This window comes from Mesorhizobium sp. M0563 (assembly GCF_040321065.1).
Classification (GTDB): domain Bacteria; phylum Pseudomonadota; class Alphaproteobacteria; order Rhizobiales; family Rhizobiaceae; genus Mesorhizobium.
In genome coordinates, this window is record NZ_JAMYQV010000003.1 from 333,524 (window position 1) to 350,624 (window position 17,101).

General features: G+C 62.7%; 23 protein-coding genes. 5 read left to right on the top strand and 18 right to left on the bottom strand.

The annotated features are described in order from the left end of the window. The first annotated feature begins 5 nt into the window (after positions 1–5). Positions 6–437: a zinc-binding metallopeptidase family protein gene (locus NKI50_RS06970; protein ID WP_352590399.1), complete on the top strand. Its 432-nt coding sequence runs from the start codon at positions 6–8 to the stop codon at positions 435–437. An 81-nt stretch (positions 438–518) separates the two neighbouring features. Next, positions 519–1,040: a ferritin-like domain-containing protein gene (locus tag NKI50_RS06975; RefSeq protein WP_352482843.1), complete on the top strand. Its 522-nt coding sequence runs from the start codon at positions 519–521 to the stop codon at positions 1,038–1,040. A gap of 311 nt (positions 1,041–1,351) precedes the next feature. Here NKI50_RS06975 and NKI50_RS06980 read toward each other — a convergent pair whose 3' ends face one another. The 9 genes from NKI50_RS06980 to NKI50_RS07020 form a co-directional block, all read right to left on the bottom strand. Beyond that, entirely contained in the window at positions 1,352–2,266 is a 915-nt protein-coding gene (locus NKI50_RS06980) for a hypothetical protein (protein ID WP_352590402.1), read from the bottom strand. Further along, positions 2,263–2,658 carry a phage holin family protein gene (locus NKI50_RS06985; protein ID WP_352590405.1) on the bottom strand — a complete coding sequence of 132 codons (396 nt, stop codon included), beginning with the start codon at positions 2,656–2,658 and terminating at the stop codon, positions 2,263–2,265. Before NKI50_RS06985 ends, NKI50_RS06980 begins: the two co-directional genes overlap by 4 nt. Then, the gene (locus NKI50_RS06990; protein ID WP_352715914.1) at positions 2,655–3,383 is read right to left on the bottom strand and encodes a hypothetical protein; all 729 of its coding nucleotides are present in this window, start codon (positions 3,381–3,383) and stop codon (positions 2,655–2,657) included. Before NKI50_RS06990 ends, NKI50_RS06985 begins: the two co-directional genes overlap by 4 nt. A 271-nt stretch (positions 3,384–3,654) precedes the next feature. Further along, positions 3,655–4,128, bottom strand: coding sequence for a DUF2269 family protein (locus tag NKI50_RS06995; RefSeq protein WP_352715917.1), 474 nt, complete (start codon positions 4,126–4,128; stop codon positions 3,655–3,657). Next, complete coding sequence (locus NKI50_RS07000; protein ID WP_352715920.1) at positions 4,128–5,414, bottom strand: SDR family oxidoreductase; 1,287 nt, start codon at positions 5,412–5,414, stop codon at positions 4,128–4,130. The genes NKI50_RS06995 and NKI50_RS07000 overlap by 1 nt, the downstream gene beginning before the upstream one ends. A 36-nt stretch (positions 5,415–5,450) precedes the next feature. Beyond that, positions 5,451–5,789, bottom strand: a complete 339-nt coding sequence (locus NKI50_RS07005) for a hypothetical protein (RefSeq protein WP_352715922.1) — start codon at positions 5,787–5,789, stop codon at positions 5,451–5,453. Continuing rightward, positions 5,789–6,151, bottom strand: coding sequence for a hypothetical protein (locus NKI50_RS07010; RefSeq protein WP_352715925.1), 363 nt, complete (start codon positions 6,149–6,151; stop codon positions 5,789–5,791). Before NKI50_RS07010 ends, NKI50_RS07005 begins: the two co-directional genes overlap by 1 nt. Beyond that, positions 6,151–7,371, bottom strand: a complete 1,221-nt coding sequence (locus NKI50_RS07015; RefSeq protein ID WP_352715927.1) for an NRAMP family divalent metal transporter — start codon at positions 7,369–7,371, stop codon at positions 6,151–6,153. The genes NKI50_RS07010 and NKI50_RS07015 overlap by 1 nt, the downstream gene beginning before the upstream one ends. Next, the gene (locus NKI50_RS07020) at positions 7,368–7,766 is read right to left on the bottom strand and encodes a hypothetical protein (RefSeq protein ID WP_352715930.1); all 399 of its coding nucleotides are present in this window, start codon (positions 7,764–7,766) and stop codon (positions 7,368–7,370) included. The genes NKI50_RS07015 and NKI50_RS07020 overlap by 4 nt, the downstream gene beginning before the upstream one ends. A 218-nt stretch (positions 7,767–7,984) precedes the next feature. On the opposite strand from NKI50_RS07020, the gene NKI50_RS07025 reads away from it, so the two are divergent. Then, on the top strand, positions 7,985–8,197 hold the full coding sequence (locus NKI50_RS07025; protein ID WP_352590413.1) for a DUF2934 domain-containing protein: 213 nt from the start codon (positions 7,985–7,987) through the stop codon (positions 8,195–8,197). A 6-nt stretch (positions 8,198–8,203) separates the two neighbouring features. Further along, complete coding sequence (locus tag NKI50_RS07030; RefSeq protein WP_280940403.1) at positions 8,204–8,332, top strand: hypothetical protein; 129 nt, start codon at positions 8,204–8,206, stop codon at positions 8,330–8,332. A gap of 182 nt (positions 8,333–8,514) precedes the next feature. Here NKI50_RS07030 and NKI50_RS07035 read toward each other — a convergent pair whose 3' ends face one another. From NKI50_RS07035 to NKI50_RS07060, 6 genes are all read right to left on the bottom strand, one after another. Next, positions 8,515–9,276, bottom strand: a complete 762-nt coding sequence (locus tag NKI50_RS07035) for a GntR family transcriptional regulator (protein ID WP_352715934.1) — start codon at positions 9,274–9,276, stop codon at positions 8,515–8,517. A gap of 69 nt (positions 9,277–9,345) precedes the next feature. Then, the gene (locus NKI50_RS07040; RefSeq protein ID WP_352715938.1) at positions 9,346–10,128 is read right to left on the bottom strand and encodes an SDR family NAD(P)-dependent oxidoreductase; all 783 of its coding nucleotides are present in this window, start codon (positions 10,126–10,128) and stop codon (positions 9,346–9,348) included. Between the two features lie 100 nt (positions 10,129–10,228). Next, positions 10,229–11,143: a PfkB family carbohydrate kinase gene (locus NKI50_RS07045; RefSeq protein WP_352715941.1), complete on the bottom strand. Its 915-nt coding sequence runs from the start codon at positions 11,141–11,143 to the stop codon at positions 10,229–10,231. Next, positions 11,140–12,339: a mannonate dehydratase gene (gene uxuA, locus NKI50_RS07050; RefSeq protein ID WP_352715944.1), complete on the bottom strand. Its 1,200-nt coding sequence runs from the start codon at positions 12,337–12,339 to the stop codon at positions 11,140–11,142. The genes NKI50_RS07045 and uxuA overlap by 4 nt, the downstream gene beginning before the upstream one ends. A 157-nt stretch (positions 12,340–12,496) precedes the next feature. Then, positions 12,497–13,156 carry a ThuA domain-containing protein gene (locus tag NKI50_RS07055; protein WP_352493889.1) on the bottom strand — a complete coding sequence of 220 codons (660 nt, stop codon included), beginning with the start codon at positions 13,154–13,156 and terminating at the stop codon, positions 12,497–12,499. A gap of 11 nt (positions 13,157–13,167) precedes the next feature. Next, entirely contained in the window at positions 13,168–14,250 is a 1,083-nt protein-coding gene (locus NKI50_RS07060) for a Gfo/Idh/MocA family protein (protein ID WP_352715947.1), read from the bottom strand. Between the two features lie 265 nt (positions 14,251–14,515). Between NKI50_RS07060 and NKI50_RS07065 the strand changes: the two genes are divergently transcribed. Beyond that, on the top strand, positions 14,516–15,424 hold the full coding sequence (locus NKI50_RS07065) for a dihydrodipicolinate synthase family protein (protein ID WP_352715950.1): 909 nt from the start codon (positions 14,516–14,518) through the stop codon (positions 15,422–15,424). Here the strand turns inward: NKI50_RS07065 and NKI50_RS07070 are convergent, their stop codons facing one another. The 3 genes from NKI50_RS07070 to NKI50_RS07080 form a co-directional block, all read right to left on the bottom strand. Then, entirely contained in the window at positions 15,425–15,826 is a 402-nt protein-coding gene (locus tag NKI50_RS07070) for a DUF1801 domain-containing protein (protein WP_352482862.1), read from the bottom strand. A gap of 89 nt (positions 15,827–15,915) precedes the next feature. Then, on the bottom strand, positions 15,916–16,386 hold the full coding sequence (locus NKI50_RS07075) for a DUF1801 domain-containing protein (protein ID WP_023716564.1): 471 nt from the start codon (positions 16,384–16,386) through the stop codon (positions 15,916–15,918). A 320-nt stretch (positions 16,387–16,706) separates the two neighbouring features. Then, complete coding sequence (locus tag NKI50_RS07080; RefSeq protein ID WP_352715952.1) at positions 16,707–17,099, bottom strand: VOC family protein; 393 nt, start codon at positions 17,097–17,099, stop codon at positions 16,707–16,709. Positions 17,100–17,101: the final 2 nt, after the last annotated feature.

The window sequence follows — 17,101 nt, forward strand, 5'->3', positions numbered from 1 at the left end:
GGCGATTGAGCCGCTTGCCGGGACCGGCAATCGTCACCGGCTTCGGCTCGATACCTTACTTGCCGACGAACCTTTCGGACCGGCCGGCAGCGGCGCGGCTGCGGGCGATCGCTTCGGACGTCGCGGCCGACGCAAGCGCCCGCTATGGCTCGGCAATCGGCTGTGCGGATTATTTCGCCGGCATCTCGGATATGAGCTTCTTTGGCGAGGCGGCCGAGTCCGGTCTCAAGGTCGTCGCCCGCAACACGCCGATGTGGCGGGACGGCATTCGCTGGCCGAAGTCAGGTGGGCTAGCCAACATTCCCACCATCAATATCGGTCCGTGGGGACGAGACTACCACACGCCGCCTGAGCGGCTTCACATCGGCTATGCTTTCGACGTCCTGCCGCAGGTCGTGAGCGATGTTTGTGCAGCGCTGCTTAAAGAGCAAGGATAGGTACGAGTCCATCAAATCTCGCCAGGAACAAATCGGCGAAGCCGAGGTTTGGTTCTACAAATCAAATCGCGAGGAAATCCTATGGACACTGACGTCAACTCCGAAACCCGTTCGATCTTCATTGTTGGGCTGCGCAACGCCCACGCCATGGAGAACCAGGCACTTTCGATCATGAAGCCTCAGGTCAAGCGGATCGAGAACTATCCGCAGGTCGCCGATCGCCTGCAGCAGCATATCACGGAGACCGAAGGGCAGATCGCCCGGCTGGAATCCATTCTGGATGGCCTCGGCGAGGACCATTCCACATTGAAAGACACGGCCATGTCGATGGTCGGCAGCATGGCGGCGATGGGACATTCCGTAGCCGGCGACGAAATCCTCAAGAACAGCTTCGCCAACTTTGCATTCGAAAATTACGAGATCGCCGCCTACAACTCATTGCTCGTACTCGCCGAAGCCGGAGGGTTTAGTCAGGCAACCAACTCTCTTCAGCAAAATCTCAGCGAAGAAGAAAAAATGGCCGACTGGTTGAAGCAGAACCTTCGCGCCGTCACCTTGCAATACGCCAGGCTGCGTGAGGCGGGAGAGACCGCCAAGAGTTAGGCCGCCCCGCTGGGGAAGAGGAATTCCTGACAACCACCCCAGCCGAATTGACCGGGTGGTTGTTTTTTCTGGGATCGGAAGTGCTGCTAAGGACCGCGCGCCACGCGTCGGCCAGACACGCTTCCTTGGAGCCCGAAGAACCGAACGGATTCAGAGCTAAGAATCCGAACGGATCGGAGCGCCCCGGTTCTGATGGCTTGAACGCCGCGATCCCATTTGTCTGCGGAAGGTTGCGGACTCCTGGCCGACTTCGATGTTCCCACCGCAAGGCGACCCGCGGTCGAAATCACCAGGAACGACCGGTGGCAGCGCTATGACGTCGATTTGGGAGACTCGTCGGTCTCCGGCAAACGATCGCGAATGGCTTCCTCGGTTTTGCTTGCCGTCTTTTTCACGACTTTCTCGACGCGGTCGACCAACGTCTCGGCGTCGCCGCTGGAACCCTGTCGGTCAGCCTCTTCCTTTACAGTCTCATATGCTTCGGCGGCAACCTGCTTGGCTTGCTCCACGCCTTCTTCAACGACTTCTTCGGCACTGTCACGAAGCTTGTCGCGGTAAGGGCCGAGTTGCGCGTCTTCCGCGGCGGTGTGAGGCAGCATCACGCCGATGGCTGTGCCCACGGCAAGGCCCACCGCGGCCATTGCCAGAGGTTCGCGCTGGAACAGGTCCTGCGCCGACTGCCGCACCCGCCCCGTCATATCGGTGGCGGCCGAGCCGACCTGCCCGGCTGTGCTTCTCAATCTTTCTTTGGCGCCGCTCGCAACGTCTGCCACAGCCTCAGTCGCACCGCCTGCCACGGACGCAACCGAACGAGCGGCATCGGAGAGCATGGAGCCGGCGGAACCTTCGCCCTCGGCACCGTACTCATCGCCGCGTGAGTCCTGCCAGGCCCCGCCCAAGCCCCTCTGGTCAGAGAAGTTTCGGGTGCCGTCAGGCTCCCTGCCGGTCGAATAGGCATCAAGTGCTGAACTGTCTACCGACGTGCCCTTGCCAAGCATCAGCCAGGCTAGGCCCGCGCCGACCAATGTAAGCGGCAACGGATTGTCCCTGACCTGAGTCTTAAGATTGCTGAGCATGGCGGATCCCTCGCCGCTGAACATCCCGGTGAATTCGTCGATCAGTTGGCCCGGTGTCATCTTGCTGCGGATCGTGTCTGCGGTATCTGCCACTCTGGCGCGCGCAATATCAGCATCGCGTTCCAACTCGGCTGCGGATTTCTCGGTCATCTTATCTGTTCCTTGATCACGCGTGCGTCGCGTTTAAGTTGGTCTTGTGTCCGGTCGGGGGTCAACTCGGAGGGAGCCATGCTTGCCTTGCCCGAGCGCAAGAGTATGACGCCCAGTACTGCCACCACGACGCCGACGAGCAGCGAGGACCATCCGGCTCCCAGGCCGGCGCTCGCCAAGGCAATCACCAGCGCCTGCAAAAGCACCATCAGGGCGGCAAGCAGGCAAATGACGCCTCCCATTACCTCCACGGCGCCGGCGCCGACCTTGCTTACCTTTTCCGACATTTCAGCCCGCAACAGCCTGCTTTCGGTTTGAAGCAGTGTTGTGACCTGCTGTGCCAGATCGCTGACAAGGGTTGTCAGGCTGCGAGTGTCCTGATTGTCAGTCATGGGTTTCGCTCCAGGCTTGCATTGGCCCAGTCATCGCCGGACTGATCGGATCCTAGCGGGGCCGGCTCAACTGCCTCTGCCGATCGCCATCCGAACTCATTCGAGCGAGGACCCGTCTCGGGCGCCCGGCCTGTTTCCGACTGGCCCGGTGCTCCGGTTTGGGCAGAGGGTGGCGAGCTCTTGATGAACCGTCCCAACGCCAGGCCTGCCAATACCGAACCGGCGATCAGCGCGCCCGAGTTTTTGCGGCCGAACGACTGAATTTCGCCAAGCACCTCGTCGAACGGTTTATCCTTCAGGGACGAGGAAAGCCGCTCGAGCCCGCCTGCGGCGTCAAGGGCGAATTTCGAAGCGGTCCGTTGATCATTGTTGGCAAGATGCTCGCTTGCCGCGCGCAATGCGCCGCTGAAGGCCTTGAGGTTGGCGCTCACGTCGCGCTGCGTTCCCTCCGCCTTGTTGAACAATGCTTGCTTTGCTTCCGATGCGTAATCTCCGGCTTTCCTGGTGATCTCGTCACGCGCATCGTGGAGCGCTTCCGTTGCGGTCTGCTTTTCCCGTTGTAGTCTTTCCGAAAGCTCGCTTCTGGCTGTCTCGAAATCGGCCGGCTGACGGCCCTGATCGTCCTGGTCCTGCATGGTGTCTCCTAGTGGAATCCGAGGAAGGAGAGGATCGCAAGCACGACGACGACGAGGCCGATGAGATAAATAACACTGTTCATGGCGCAATCTCCTCCACTGCGCACCGAACTTGCCTGTGCTTCCCGTGTTCCCTCGGACGTCATCTTTTTTGGTAAGCGAAGCCTAACCCGCCTCAAGACGGGATCTTGTCCTGTGCCGATGGCGGTGAGCGCGCGGTTGGGAATGATACGGGACCGGACTCCGGTGCGACTTACGGGTCGAGGCGCAGTTCCTTTCCGGCAGATATTCGTGCTGCATGGGCCGGAATTTTTCCGCAGTGCCTTGACTGCGCATTATCGCAGTGGGACCTGCCTGCGACCTACCACTCGATTGCTGGCCGCGCGATCATCAGCCAGAAAATTCCGAGTACGGCAGCGAAGGCGGGGACGCCGAAGGCGAACCACAGCCAGAAGAGCCGATGATAGCGTGGCGGCAACGGCGCGCCTGCAGCGGCGGCTTGCGAGGCCAGCTTGCGCATCTCCATCTGCATCCAGACGACCGGGAGCCAGAACATTCCGGTGAAGATATAGAGCGTGATCGAAAGCACGATCCAACCTTCCGACAGCGAGTAGCCTGCCTGCCAGGCGAGCGCGGCGCCCGTCAGCGGCTGCGCGACGACGGCCGTCGCTGTGAAAAGAAAGTCGGCTACGACGACCATGCGCGCCACCGCCGCAACCGTTGCCGTATTGCCCGTCCTGTGGGCGAGCAGCATGAAGAACGCGATGCCGGCGCCGGTGCCAAGCAGCACGGCCGCGCCGATGACATGCAGAAATTTCAGCAGGAAATAGTCCATCAACGCTCCTCCAGCACTGCCAAGGCTACAAAGTGCAGCACCAGGATCGGCAACACTTTGAGGAACGGCCCAAGCGGTTCGTTCCACAGCTCCGGGCGCAGGAAACTTCCGACGGCTAAGTAGAGGAGCGAGAGCGCGATGCCGCCATAGAGGCCTTTTCGCGTCGTCGACCGCCAAGCTATGAGCGCGCCAATGGCGATGTCGGCCAGAGCGCCGGCGATCACGATCGGCGCCGACAAGATGCCAGCCACTGTGCTTTGCATCAGATCGATGCCGCCGTTATAGCCGGTGGTCAGCGACACAATACCCGTCGCGATCCAGAAGAACGGCAGGACGACGAAGATCGCAGGCTTGATGAAATACAGCCGGGCAAACCATTTTTCCTGCACCGTTGCCGGATTGAGCGCGAGGAAACCCGCCAGGGTTTGCGGCCGTATGCCGGTCAAGGCGGTCCAGTTGGAGGGATCTCCAACCGCCCCTCGGGCGATCTCCCTGGCCGCGTTGGTACGCATTGGTGGGCGCCAGCCGAACATCGCGGCAAGATCGCCGAGGCGGTAGAGAAGCCTTGCAACAGCCGCCGGCAAGACAAAGCTAACTGCCGGAGCCCAGCCGAGCCATCGGCGATAGCTGCCGACGACCTCGTCCATGCTCAGCTGTTCGGGACCGACAAGTTCCAGCACGACGCGAGACGGACTGGCGGGAGCGAGAAGGAAGACGACGGTTGAGACCACGTCGTCGAGTTGTACCACCTGGAGCCGGCCGGTGTCGGGCATGGACGGCAGCACCGGCAGCGAGGCGAGACCCCGAAACAATGCGCTGGCTCCAAACACCGGCCGCCCGAGCACCACGGACGGGCGCAGGATCACCCAGTCCAGATCAAGCGCCATAAGCGCTTGGTCGCCGGCCAGTTTCGTCGCCGAGAACGTCGAAGGCTGCGTCCGATCGACGCCTATCGCCGAGAAGTGGATCACCCGGGCAACCCCTGCCCGCGCACAGGCGAGGAAGAGTGCTGCCGCCGCATCGCGATGGACTTCCCGCGTCTTTTCACGGGGGCTGTCCTGCAGAACGCCGGCACAATTGACGACGGCGTCGATGCCCGTGAGATGCGGCAACCAGTCTTCGGGCTGCAGCGCCACCGCCATGTCCAGCACCAGCAACTGATAATTGCCGGCCCGGTTTGCGCCGGAGCTGCGGACCAAGCCGATCACCTCATGCCCTTCGGAAAGAAGGCGTGCGACGACCGAGGCACCGATCAGGCCGGTGGCGCCGGCAACCAGAACTTTCACACTGGACCCCATTCTCCGACGGCGGGAAAGTGTCGTTCATTCCCGCTTATCGCCCTCGATACTCCCCTTCATAGCGGAAAGTTCTTCCTTCGTGCATAACAACCGCGGCCGCGCCGGATCGGAGATGTCGAGCTTGGCCCAGGGAATGCGGTATATGCTGTCGCGACTGCGCATTCGAAAGACGTCGAGGACCGCAATGCCGATGGCCGAAGCGGACAGGCGCTCGAATGCTGCGTAGATGCCGACATGGTACTCGGTAACCACGAGGTCATCGCCATCCGGTTCGGCGCGTATCTCCTCGATATGGCCGATGCTTTTGCCGCGCTGCGAAAGCACATTCCTGCCAGCCAATTGCTCAAGATTGACGGTGGCCATCACCCAGCTCCCGGGATACGCCCAATGACATGATCGCGCAGCCAGTTCTGCCAGTCGAAAATCGCCGTTTCGCGGACGTCGATATCGAACTCGATGTCGACGCCGATGTCGCGCACCTTGTTCCATGCGATGCGGTGCGGCTCGGCATGGCGCCTGCCGCCGAGCCTTGCCGCAAGCCGCGCCATCCAGCGCCCGGGCCGCTCGCCAAGCCGGCGCGCCAGCGTGATCGAACCGAGCTCGACCGCAATAATTTTTGGCGGCTTGCCTGGCCCGAGTTCGGCCACCAGCCCGTCCACCTTGCCGATCTTGACCTGCTCGCGGTCGACCACTTGCTTGTCCAGGATGTCGCGCAGCAAATCCATCAAGTGCCTCCGAATATCTGCAAAGGAATAGTCACGACTGCGAGCACGAAACCGAGCGCTATGATGAAGATGACCGCGGCATTCGCGATCAGGCCATTGCGGTGCTCGCCGACATAACGCTCGTCGTTCAGCAGGAAGAGGAACGGAACCACGGTCAGCGGCAGGCTGGCGGCCGTCAGAGCCATGGAAAAGATGGTGAGCTTCAGCGGATCGAGACCCAATGCGATCGGAATGGCGGCGAGAAACAACGAGATCGTATAGACGGTGCTGAAGCCGGGATCGTCGCGCGGTTTCAGGTCCTCGCCCCAGGTCCAGCCGAAACCCTGCGCCACAAGGTACGCTTGCTGCAGGCCGATTTCGAGCGCGGCACCGAAGCAAGCGATGCCTAGTGAAGCAACGAACAGGACGAACCCCCAGAAACCGAAGATCGGAATCAGCATCAGCGGCAGCTGGTGGTAGTCGTCGATCTGCTCAATGCCGTGCGCTGCCAGCACGAGCGCCGCCACAATCAACACACCGATCGAGATTGTGCCGCCAAAACACATGCCCAAGCCGGCAATGGCCCGATTGGCTCCGAGATAGCTCTTGTCCCATTGATCCTCGATTGCTCCCGACGAATAGAACATGAACAGATAGGGCGAGATCGACGCACCAAGAATGCTGACCGCCATGAACCAGTAATTGGCCGCATCGTGCTCGGGCAGAGTGGGCACGGCACCGGCCGCAACCTGCCCCCAATCGGGCTTCAGCATGACGGCGCCAACCACGAAGCACAGCGTGACCAGCCCGAGGACCGCGACACCTTTTTCGATGAATCCGAACGTGCCTTTCCAAAGGAACAGCCATGCCAGAAAAGCGACCGGCAGCGCCCACCACTGAAAGCCGATGCCGGTGGCGAGCTCGAGCGCAATGGCAACACCGCCGATTTCGGCTGCCATGACCAGGAAGTTGACCAGCAAAGTCGCAAGCAGCGGCCACAGAAAGGCGTTGAAGCCAAACCGTTCCCGGATCCCGTCGGCGATGGTGTGATGGCTAACGGCGGCGAAGCGTCCGGCCATTTCGACCAGGAAGATGATGCAGATCGTGCCCAGGACGACGGCCCATATCAGCTGGAACCTGAACGCCGCGCCGGCCTGAGCTGCGGTCGCCATCGATCCGACCTCGAGAAAGCCGCCAACGCTGGTGACGACGCCGAGCGATATTTCGAGTAGCTTCTTCATGATTTCGGCGCGAAATATCTGGCGTAGGACGCGCTCAGATCGGCGGCGGCGGCCCGCAGATCCTGTTGCGCGTGTTCCACGTCCGAACGGTTGCCGTTCTGCACTGCGGTCGCTGCGCGTGTTACCGCCGCCGAAAGCTGTCCGACCGCCGTCGTCAGACCGGCTTGCTCGCTGGGCTCAGGCGACTTGGCGGACTGGATTTGCGCACCGGCATCGGCGAGCGCCTTGCCGACCGATTGCAACGTGCGCGACGTGTATTTCGAAGGGGCTGCCCCAGCGATCCAAGCCTCCAGAACCAGCGATGCGGTCTGTGTGGCGGAAGCCGCGATTTTCGACTGCTGCTCGACCTGGTCGGAAGGCGTGCATGCCGTCAGTACAGATATTATCAGCAGCAAGCACAGGCGGTCTGGTCGAAGACCGACGGCTGTAACGGCATTTACAATACGTGCTTGTAGCGTTGCTGCCACACGATTGTTCTCCCCGCACCAAGCGACTTCGGCGTGAAGTTTGATCTAGAGCGCCCGGTAATCACGTCAACTGAACCGGATGAACGGCGCTGGCAGCGCGGAACAAACCAGCGACCGCTGGATTAGGTGATGAGGAGGCAAAGGCCATGGACAGGGAAGAGCGTATCAGGCAGCGAGCCCATGAGATCTGGGAGCGCGAAGGCCGTCCGCAAGGACGCGAGCGCGAGCATTGGGATCAGGCCGTGCAGGAGATCGAAGCCGAGGGTTCCGAGGCCGAACGCGGTCCGGTCGTGCCCGATCCAACGGTCGGGGCCGGCTCCAATCCAGAGGCGCGCGGCAGCAAGCGGCGGGGGAAGTGAGGTCCAATGCCTCGTCTCGTCGCCTGGATCGTGGTCGTACTGGTCGTGCTGTTCGCCGCCTGGCTGATGATCGGACGCGACAGAACCAGTGGCGGAGCTCAGCCCACGCCGCATGCAATAGATCAGAATGGATAGGAGCTGACATGGCGGGAACCGATACTCATCCTGAACAGGACCCTGCCGAAGGATCGCGATCGACAGTGGAAAAGCAGCTCCGCAAGGAGCAAGGCGGCGAGGGTCAAAATCGCAAAGCCGAGCCAGCTTCCGACAAATCCGGCAGCAAGACCAAGACGCCTTCGGAAGCGCGCAAGAAAGGCTCAGGCTTGGATTGAGCCGGCTGACGGCGGGCTCACGCTGCCGTTTGCCTCGAAATAATGGGGATAGCGCTCCTGGACGATTTCGAGGACCTCGAAGATACGGCGAAGATGCGTTCGCATTGCTTCTTCTGCCGCAAGCGCGTCGGCCTGCTCGAGCGCATCGACAATCCGCCGATGCTGGCCGAGGACCACCGACATGCTGTCGAGGCGCGGGAAAGACAGAAAGCGGAAGCGGTCCATGTGCAGCTTCGCCGCGCTGATGTCGGCCCAGATTCCGGGGAACCCGGCATGGCTGGCGATGTGCTGGTGGAACAGCTCGTCCGACTTGAAGAAGCGCCTGTCGTCCGCAATGGAGGCGAACGTCTCCTGGACCGCCAGTTCGCCTTTGAGCACGGCAAGCAGGTCGGCACGGCGCAGGCTCTCGACCGCACGATTGATCAGGCCGACTTCGAGCGATTCGCGCAGGAACTGCGATTTCTCGAGATCGGCGATCCGGAGCGGCGCCACCATGCTGCCGCGCTGCGGATAGATGCCGATCAAGCCAAGACCGGCCAGCCGGGCGAGCGCCTCCCTGACAGGTGTGCGACTCACGCCGAGGGCTTCCGACATCGCCTTTTCAGAAATCAGCTCGTGCGGCTTCAGGCGGAAGGTCAGGATCTGGTCGAGCAGGACCTCGAACGTCCTGGCCGCAACTGAAGCGCCGGGGCCGGTTTCGCCCAGCCGCCCCTCGGTGAGGGTCCGCATTCCCAAAAGCCCTGCCATCGGCGATCCCCTTATAGGCTCTGCAGTTTCAAGCCGTTCATGAAATGCCTACGAGCAGCAGCGCCGGCGTTATTCCTTGCGCGGAGAACCGCCGATGCGCGCCAGCAGGCCGCCATCGACGCGCACGACCTCGCCGGTGACGAAGGAAGCGTCGTCGGACAGCAGGAAGGCAACGACGGCGGCAATCTCCTGCGGCCGGGCGGTGCGGCCGAGCGGATGCATGTTGTCGAGGATGCGCAGTATCTCGTCGGGGTTGTCGTTGAGCTTGACCGCATCCCGCAGCATCGGCGTGTCGACGGCGCCCGGAGCAACGGCATTGACGCGCACGCCGAGGGGGGCGTAGTCGACGGCCATCGATTTGACGAGGCCGATCAGGCCGTGCTTGGCCGTGCTGTAGGCCAGAACCCCTTCCTGGCTGGCCAGGCCCTGCACCGAGCTCATATGGACGATGGCACCGCGGCTTTGGCGCAGCAGCGGCATCGCCGCACGCGACAGCAGGTAGGCAGCCTTGAGGTTGACGTTCATCACCTCGTCCCAAAGCGCCTCGTCTGTGGTCTCCACCGTTCCGTAACGCTGGATGCCGGCATTGTGGGAAAGCATGTCGAGCCCGCCGAACGCGGACCGGGCAAGCTCGACGGCGCGGCCGCAGGCTTCTGTGTCGGCGGTTGAGCCAAGCACGGTGCGCACGGTCACGCCGCGCGCCGAAAGCTGCGCCGCGACCTCATCCAGCTGATCGCCCGCCCGGTCGAACAGGATAAGGTCGACGCCTTGCTCGGCCAGCCTTTCGGCGACGGCACGGCCGATGCCCATGGCCGCGCCGGTAACCAGCGCGCGTTTTCTGAATTCAGCCATTTATCCTCCCAATAACAGTTGCGCAGCGACTACCATGGTAGTCGATCGGGCGCCACTTAACGTGCTCTTTTCCGCCGAGCCCGCCCAAGCGTGTTCGGCATCATGCCAATCCTTGCAGGAATGCCAGCGTTTCCGCGCGCGTCGGTGCGCCAAGACGTCCGCCAAAGCGCAGGCATTTCAGCGCGGCGGCGGCGCTGGCCACTGCTATGGCCCGCTCTTCGTCCCAACCTTCGGCCAGACCGAGGGCGAAGGTGCCGTGAAACACGTCGCCTGCCGCCAGGGTGTCGACGGCTTCGACCCGCGGCGACGGCAGGTGACGGACATCATTGCCACCCGGGTGCTGGAACGCGGTGCCGTTCGCCCCATCGGTGACGGCCACGAAGGCGCCGGTCCGTTCGCCGAGGATAGCAACGGCAGAACCGGCGGATATCTCCGAACCGCAAAGGATGCGTGCCGCCGGCAGCGAAGCAACGACATGCGAGGCGATCGGCAGCAGCCGGTCCAGCACCGGTCGCGACGCGACATCTGCGTCAAGGACCGCCGGAATGCCGTATTCACGAGCTTTCGCCAGCGCCAGGGCGGCGGCTCCGGGCCAGCGGACATCGACCAGCACGGCGTCGAACTGGGAAAAATCCGCGGGTGGAAGGCGGTCCGGATCGGCTTGCGTGACGGCATCGTAGAAGGGCACGATCATACGCTCGCCGGCGGCATCGACCAGGATCGTGGCAATGGCCGAGCGGCCACCCTCGACCCTGCGCACCAGCGAACAGTCGACCCGCTCCGCCTCCATCTGGCCAATGACATCGCGGCCGACGGCATCGTCGCCGACGCTTGCCCATAGCCAGACCTGCCCGCCCTGGCGGCTGGCCGACGCGGCGGCGCTGGCCGCCATGCCGGCCGCGATCTGCACGGCCTCGCTTGGCAGGAACTTGCCGGCGCCGGAGGGCAGGACATCGAGGCGCAAGATCGTGTCGTAGGTGAGCGCGCCGACGCAGAGCAGGCGGGGCGCCGTCATTGCAGCCGGTAGCCGCGCTGATGGGCAATCGCCGTCATCACGCCTCTCAGTTCGGCAAGGCCGCGAAGACGGCCGACGACGGGGTAGCCGGGATGGGTGTGCCGCGCGGCGTCATCGATCAGCTCGTGGCCATGATCCGGGCGAAACGGCAGCAGCGCCGCCGGTTCACCGGCGTCGCGACGGCGTTGCTGCTCGTCGAGCAAGACCGAGACCACCGAAACCATGTCGACATCGCCGTTCAGATGCTCGGATTCCATGAACGAGCCGTCCGGGTCCTTGCTGACATTGCGCAGATGCACGAACTTGACCCCATGCGCAAAGCGCCTGGCGATGGCAGGCAGGTCATTGGCCGGATTGGCGCCCAGCGACCCTGTGCACAAAGTAAGGCCGCTATGGGCCGATGGCACGGCATCCAGGATAAAGGCAATGTCGTCGGCGTTCTTGACGATCCGGCACAGGCCGACGAGATCGCGCGGCGGGTCGTCCGGGTGGATCGCCAGCGTGACGCCCGCCTCTTCGGCGGCCGGCAACACGTTTTCGAGAAAACGGACGAGGTTCTCGCGCAGCCCGTCGTGCGACAGGCTCGACTGCTCGGCAACCACTTCGCGCAATTCCGCTATGTCGTAGCGCTTGAAGGCGCCCGGCAGGCCGGCCATGATGTTGGCGAGCAGACGCTCTTTTGCCGTGTCCGGCGTCGTCTCGAACCATTCGCTTGCCCGCTGGAGAACATCGGACGCATAGTCGCGCTCCGATCCCTTGCGCTGCAGCATGTAGCAATCGAATGCGGCAAGCTCGTGCATGTTCATGCGGAGCGCCCGTCCGCCGCCCGGCAGCGGCGCAGCCAGGTCTGTGCGGGTCCAGTCGAGGATCAGCATGAAGTTGTAGCAGACCGTGCGCACGCCGCAGGCGCCGAGATTGCGCAAGGTCTGCCTGAAATTGTCGTAGAGCCGGTCAAGATCGCCGCGGCCGAGCTTGATGTCTTCGTGCACGGGGACGCTCTCGACGACGCTCCATTTCAGGCCCATCGCCGGATCCGCCTCGATCAGCGCCTGGCGGTGCCTGATGGCGTCGATCGGCCAGACTTCGCCGTAAGGGATGTCGTGCAGTGCCGTCACGATGCCGGTCGCGCCGGCCTGCCTGGCATGGGCAAGCGTTGCCGCATCGCCCGGGCCAAACCATCGCCACGTCTGCTCCATTCGACCCCCAACTGCGGAATTCCCCGATGACCGGTGGTGTATTGGATGCTACCATGGCAGTCAATCGATTGCAGTTCGGGGACCCTGCGAGATACCGTCGGGGGCGGCTTTGCTCCTTGAAAAGACTGCAACGACACCTGGCGTTCAGATCGAACGGCTACGCAAGGTCCGAGTTTCGGCTGGCCCAAATCGCGCCGCGTTCGAACATCGTGCGCATTTGCGGCACGGCGAACTCATCGGCGGTGTGGCCGAGCGCGCTATAGAAGACGCGGCCCTTGCCGTAGCGGCGCTTCCAGACGACCGGCATGACGACGCCGGCGATGAAGTCGAGATGCTCGCCGGTAAACGTCGTTGTCGCCAGCACCGCGTTGGTCGGATCGACATGCATGTAATACTGCTCAGAACGGTAGGCGAAACTATCGATGCCTTGCACGATCGGATCGTCTGGCCTGGTGATATCGACGTGATAGTCGATGATGTTGCCGGGATGGGCGACCCACTGGCCGCCGGTCATGAACTGGTATTCCGGCTCGTTGCGGAAGCTGTCGCACATCGTGCCGTGAAAGCCCGCAAGGCCGGTGCCGGCCCCGACGGCGCTGGTCAGGTTTTGCAGCTCCGGCTTTTCGATCGTCGACATGGTGATCACCGGGACAATGAGATCGAGCTTGCCCAGTTGCGGATCGGCGAGTGCCGAGGTCCCCTGCTCCAGCCGCACGTCGAAGCCGTTGCCGGTCAGCATCTCCTTGACGATTTCGGCGCTTCGGGCCGGGGTGTGACCTTCCCAGCCGCCCCAGAAAATCAGTGCCGTCTTGCTCATCGCATTATTCCCTAGGGCAGATCGGCGTGCATCGGCGCCGGCCGGGCGCAGCCATATCTCAGGTCGATACGCTGGCCTATCTCTGCTGAAGAGATGATCGATTCCATGATTTCCAGGACATGGAGGGAAAGATCGAGGCTGGCGCGGTGTTGCCTGCCGGAGACGATCGCCTGCGCCATGTCGGCGAGGCCGAGGCCCCGGTAATTGCCGTCGCCATAGGAATGGATCTGACCGGCCACCGTCCAGTCGCCCTTGCGCTGGCTCGTCCTGACGTCGCCCTGGAACTGGTTGGGGTCGGAGACGATCATCGAGCCGGTGGTGCCGTAGAGCTCAATGTGATTGTGATCGTGCTTCCAGACGTCGAAGCTGGTGGTGATCGACACCGCCGCGCCATTCTCGAATGCGAGCAGGCCGGAAATATGGGTCGGCACCTCGACCTGGATGGTTTCGCCCTGGCGCGGTCCAGAACCGATGGTACGAGTGGCATAGGATGACTTCGCCTGCCCGGTCACCGACTTTACCGGGCCTAGGAGATTGACCAGGCAGGTCAGATAGTAAGGTCCCATGTCGAGCATCGGCCCACCGCCGGGCTGATAGTAGAAATCTGGATTGGGATGCCAGAGCTCGTGGCCGGGCACCTGCATGAAGGCAGAGCCGGCGACAATGCTTCCAACGGTGTCCTCATCGACCAGCCGCCGCGCCGTCTGGTGGGAGCCGCCAAGAAAGGTGTCGGGGGCGCAGCCGATACGCACGCCCTTTTCGCGTGCGGCCGCGACGAGCCGCTCCGCGTCGCTGAGCGTCGTTGCTAGCGGCTTCTCGGAGTAGACGTGCTTGCCTTGCCCGACAGCCTGCAAACCGACCGGCACGTGATGCTGCGGCGTGGTCAGGTTGAGCACGATCTCGACGCGGGGATCGGCTAACAGCGCCTCGATCGGCATGGCAGCCAGGCCGTAGGCCGCTGCCTTGGCCTCAGCTGCCGTCCGGTTGATGTCGGTGACGCCGACAATGTCGAGCACCGGGAATTGTGGCGACGCCTTCAGATAGGCGTCTGAAATGTTGCCGCAGCCAATGATGCCGACACCGATCCTCCGCATGGGCTTCTCCTCAAAAGGCGGCATTGATGAAACAGCAGAACTCGTTTGTCACCCCCTTTTCGGCCAGGCGATGTTGTCCCGTGAAAAGGATTTACCTCGAGAGCCTCAGAACCGCGGCCCGATCACAATCGCGCGCCTATGCGCGAGCCGCTTGCTTTCGAGGTCGAACGCCCGGTACTCAGCAACACTGCTTCATGTAGCTTGCTCGACATTCTTGATGCCGGCGTTGAGCACTGCACCGATTTTCACCGGTAGAAGGACGCACATGATCCGCCCACAAGGAACCATCGCACCGATCCTGACGCCGTTCGAAAGCGACGGCCGCATTGCCCGCGACCTCTGGATATCACACGCCAAGTGGGTGCTGGATCAGGGAGCGCATTTCCTGTCGCCGTTCGGTACCACGGGCGAGGCGTTGTCCGTCTCGTTGCGCGAGCGCATGCAAGCGCTGGAGTGGCTGGTCGAGGCCGGCATTTCGCCAAGCCATCTGATGCCCGGCACCGGTGTCACAGCACTTGCCGAAACCGTCGAGCTGACGGCGCATGCGGTCGGTCTCGGCTGTGCCGGGGTGATGGTGCTGCCGTCGTTCTTCTATACGGCCGCCGGCGACAACGGACAGGCCCGCTACTACAGCGAGCTGATCGAACGGGTGGCGAACCCGGCGATGAGGATGATCCTCTACCACATCCCGCAGAATTCCGGCGTACCGGTGAGCCCGGCGCTGACCGCCCGGCTGAGCGAAGCGTTTCCCGATGTCGTGGTGGCCTACAAGGACAGTGCCGGTGACTGGAACAACACCGCGGCGGTCATTGCGGCAGCCCCAAAGGTCGCGGTGTTTCCGAGCTCGGAAGCACAGCTGACGAAAGGCCTCGCCAACGGTGCTGCGGGGTGCATCTCGGCGACGGTCAATCTGAATGCGGCAGCGATCCGGGCCCTCTATGACGCAACGCTGGCGGGAGAGGACATTACTGACGCGGAGGCCGGCATCAAGGCGTTCCGCAAAATCATCCAGGATGCCGGCCTCATCGCTGCGATGAAGGCGGTCCTGTCAGCACGATCGGGCGACAGGCGCTGGCTGAACCTGCGCGCGCCGCACGAGAATGCAACGCAGACCAGCGGCGAAGCTTTGCTCGCCGCTCTCGGCCCGCTAGCCGACCATATCGGCCGGAGCTGACTATCGGGCAGCGTTCAGGGCGGCAGCAGCGCGTATCAGCGCCTTGAACGCATTCTCATTTATAGCCTCGCCCTCACGGATATCGATGGCGCGCCTGGTGTTGCCTTCGAGGCTGGAGTTGAACAGGCCTGAAGGGTCCTGCAGCGAGGCGCCCTTTGCGAAGGTCACTTTCACGACGTTCTTGTAGGTCTCGCCAGTGCAGATTATTCCGGCGTGCGACCACACCGGAACGCCTCGCCACTTCCACTCCTCGACCACTTCCGGGTCGGCCTGCTTGACGAGAGCGCGGACATGCGAAAGCGTCTGGCCTCGCCAATCGCCCAGCTCGCTGATCCTCGCATCTATCAGCTGAGAGGGAGAGTTGCCTGCATTTCCTTCCATCGAGCCACTCTTCATCGTCATTGTCGCTTTCCCTAGGGTTGTTGCCGCTCGCCCGTCACATGAATACCGCTAGTCGGCACCTGGTTTGCGGGAATGACTGGCATTCCCACTCACATTCGCTCGCCCGGCAATTGGCTGGCTTGCTTCACCCAGGCGGCCAGTTGAGTTTCGTCCAGCTGGTCGTCCTGGCGGATATCGAGGTAGCGCACGTCCTTGTGCTTGGACTCGCCTGGAGGGACAGGATGCAGCGACGCGCCGCGGAAGAAAGCCAGCTTGATGTACTTTGTGAAGCAATGGAAGTTGAGGAACCAGCCTTGACCCTCTACGCCATAGAAGGGCGAGTTCCATTTGACGGCCTTGCGCACGTTGGGCACGCTGCGCACGATGAGCGCGTCGAGGCGGCGCCCGACGTCGCGTTTCCAGCCCGGCATGGCCGCGATGTAGGCTTGCACAGGGGCGTCGCCATCGGCCTTCGCTATCTGCGGGTTGCCGCCTGCGAGGAGGACCGGCTTGGCAGCGGCAGGGTTGGCGGCGGGCTTCTTCGCGACCGCCAATGACCTGATGGACGTCTTGTTGGCCATGCGTTCACTCCAATGCGCCGGTGCCCCCTGCGTTGCGCCAGTGGGAGCGTAAGGCAGCACGAACATGTACAGACCGGTAAGCAGGAGCAAGCCGAGCGGAAACAGCGGCAAAAGGTATACCCAGTAGGCGGGTTCCTTGCCTGCTCCCAGGCTGATGAAGATAGCGGCGACGACCGCCGCAAAGATAATCGACAGCCAGCGGTGGATCTGCCGAACCCATTTGTTCCAATCCATTGAGACCTCCTCTGAAGACGAACCGAAGCGGATCGGCGGCCCGTTTGGCGACTCCCGCCGGGCAGCCACGCCACTGAACGCGTGCCTTACCAGCGCGCCAGCTGGGTGATTTGAACGACATTGCCGCAGCCGTCGTTCAGCTGGGCGATGGTCGAGCCGGTTACTTCGGTCGGCGGCATGGTGAATTCGGCGCCGCGCGCTTTGATACGCTCGTAGTCGCCCATGATGTTGTCGCTGAAGAACATGACCGCGGGCTGGCCCTGCTGGAACATGGCTTTCTGGTAGGTCTTTGCGGCCGGGTTGTCATTGAGCGCGAGTTGCAGCTCGGCACCGTCCGGCTCGTCGGGTGATGCGACGGTCAGCCAGCGAAACGGCCCATTGCTGAAATCGGCCTTCTTCGTAAAGCCGAGCGTTTCGGTGTAAAAGCCCAGAGCCTTTTCCTGGTCATCCACGTATACTTTGGTCAACTTGATCTTCATTG

Coding starts and splice junctions, on each gene's coding strand:
- NKI50_RS06975 (WP_352482843.1), top strand. CDS start 519: ATGGACACTGACGTCAACTCCGAAACCCGTTCGATCTTCATTGTTGGG.
- NKI50_RS06980 (WP_352590402.1), bottom strand. CDS start 2,266: ATGACCGAGAAATCCGCAGCCGAGTTGGAACGCGATGCTGATATTGCG.
- NKI50_RS06985 (WP_352590405.1), bottom strand. CDS start 2,658: ATGACTGACAATCAGGACACTCGCAGCCTGACAACCCTTGTCAGCGAT.
- NKI50_RS06995 (WP_352715917.1), bottom strand. CDS start 4,128: ATGGACTATTTCCTGCTGAAATTTCTGCATGTCATCGGCGCGGCCGTG.
- NKI50_RS07005 (WP_352715922.1), bottom strand. CDS start 5,789: ATGGCCACCGTCAATCTTGAGCAATTGGCTGGCAGGAATGTGCTTTCG.
- NKI50_RS07010 (WP_352715925.1), bottom strand. CDS start 6,151: ATGGATTTGCTGCGCGACATCCTGGACAAGCAAGTGGTCGACCGCGAG.
- NKI50_RS07015 (WP_352715927.1), bottom strand. CDS start 7,371: ATGAAGAAGCTACTCGAAATATCGCTCGGCGTCGTCACCAGCGTTGGC.
- NKI50_RS07025 (WP_352590413.1), top strand. CDS start 7,985: ATGGACAGGGAAGAGCGTATCAGGCAGCGAGCCCATGAGATCTGGGAG.
- NKI50_RS07030 (WP_280940403.1), top strand. CDS start 8,204: ATGCCTCGTCTCGTCGCCTGGATCGTGGTCGTACTGGTCGTGCTGTTC.
- NKI50_RS07035 (WP_352715934.1), bottom strand. CDS start 9,276: ATGGCAGGGCTTTTGGGAATGCGGACCCTCACCGAGGGGCGGCTGGGC.
- NKI50_RS07040 (WP_352715938.1), bottom strand. CDS start 10,128: ATGGCTGAATTCAGAAAACGCGCGCTGGTTACCGGCGCGGCCATGGGC.
- NKI50_RS07045 (WP_352715941.1), bottom strand. CDS start 11,143: ATGACGGCGCCCCGCCTGCTCTGCGTCGGCGCGCTCACCTACGACACG.
- uxuA (WP_352715944.1), bottom strand. CDS start 12,339: ATGGAGCAGACGTGGCGATGGTTTGGCCCGGGCGATGCGGCAACGCTT.
- NKI50_RS07055 (WP_352493889.1), bottom strand. CDS start 13,156: ATGAGCAAGACGGCACTGATTTTCTGGGGCGGCTGGGAAGGTCACACC.
- NKI50_RS07060 (WP_352715947.1), bottom strand. CDS start 14,250: ATGCGGAGGATCGGTGTCGGCATCATTGGCTGCGGCAACATTTCAGAC.
- NKI50_RS07065 (WP_352715950.1), top strand. CDS start 14,516: ATGATCCGCCCACAAGGAACCATCGCACCGATCCTGACGCCGTTCGAA.
- NKI50_RS07070 (WP_352482862.1), bottom strand. CDS start 15,826: ATGACGATGAAGAGTGGCTCGATGGAAGGAAATGCAGGCAACTCTCCC.
- NKI50_RS07075 (WP_023716564.1), bottom strand. CDS start 16,386: ATGGCCAACAAGACGTCCATCAGGTCATTGGCGGTCGCGAAGAAGCCC.
- NKI50_RS07080 (WP_352715952.1), bottom strand. CDS start 17,099: ATGAAGATCAAGTTGACCAAAGTATACGTGGATGACCAGGAAAAGGCT.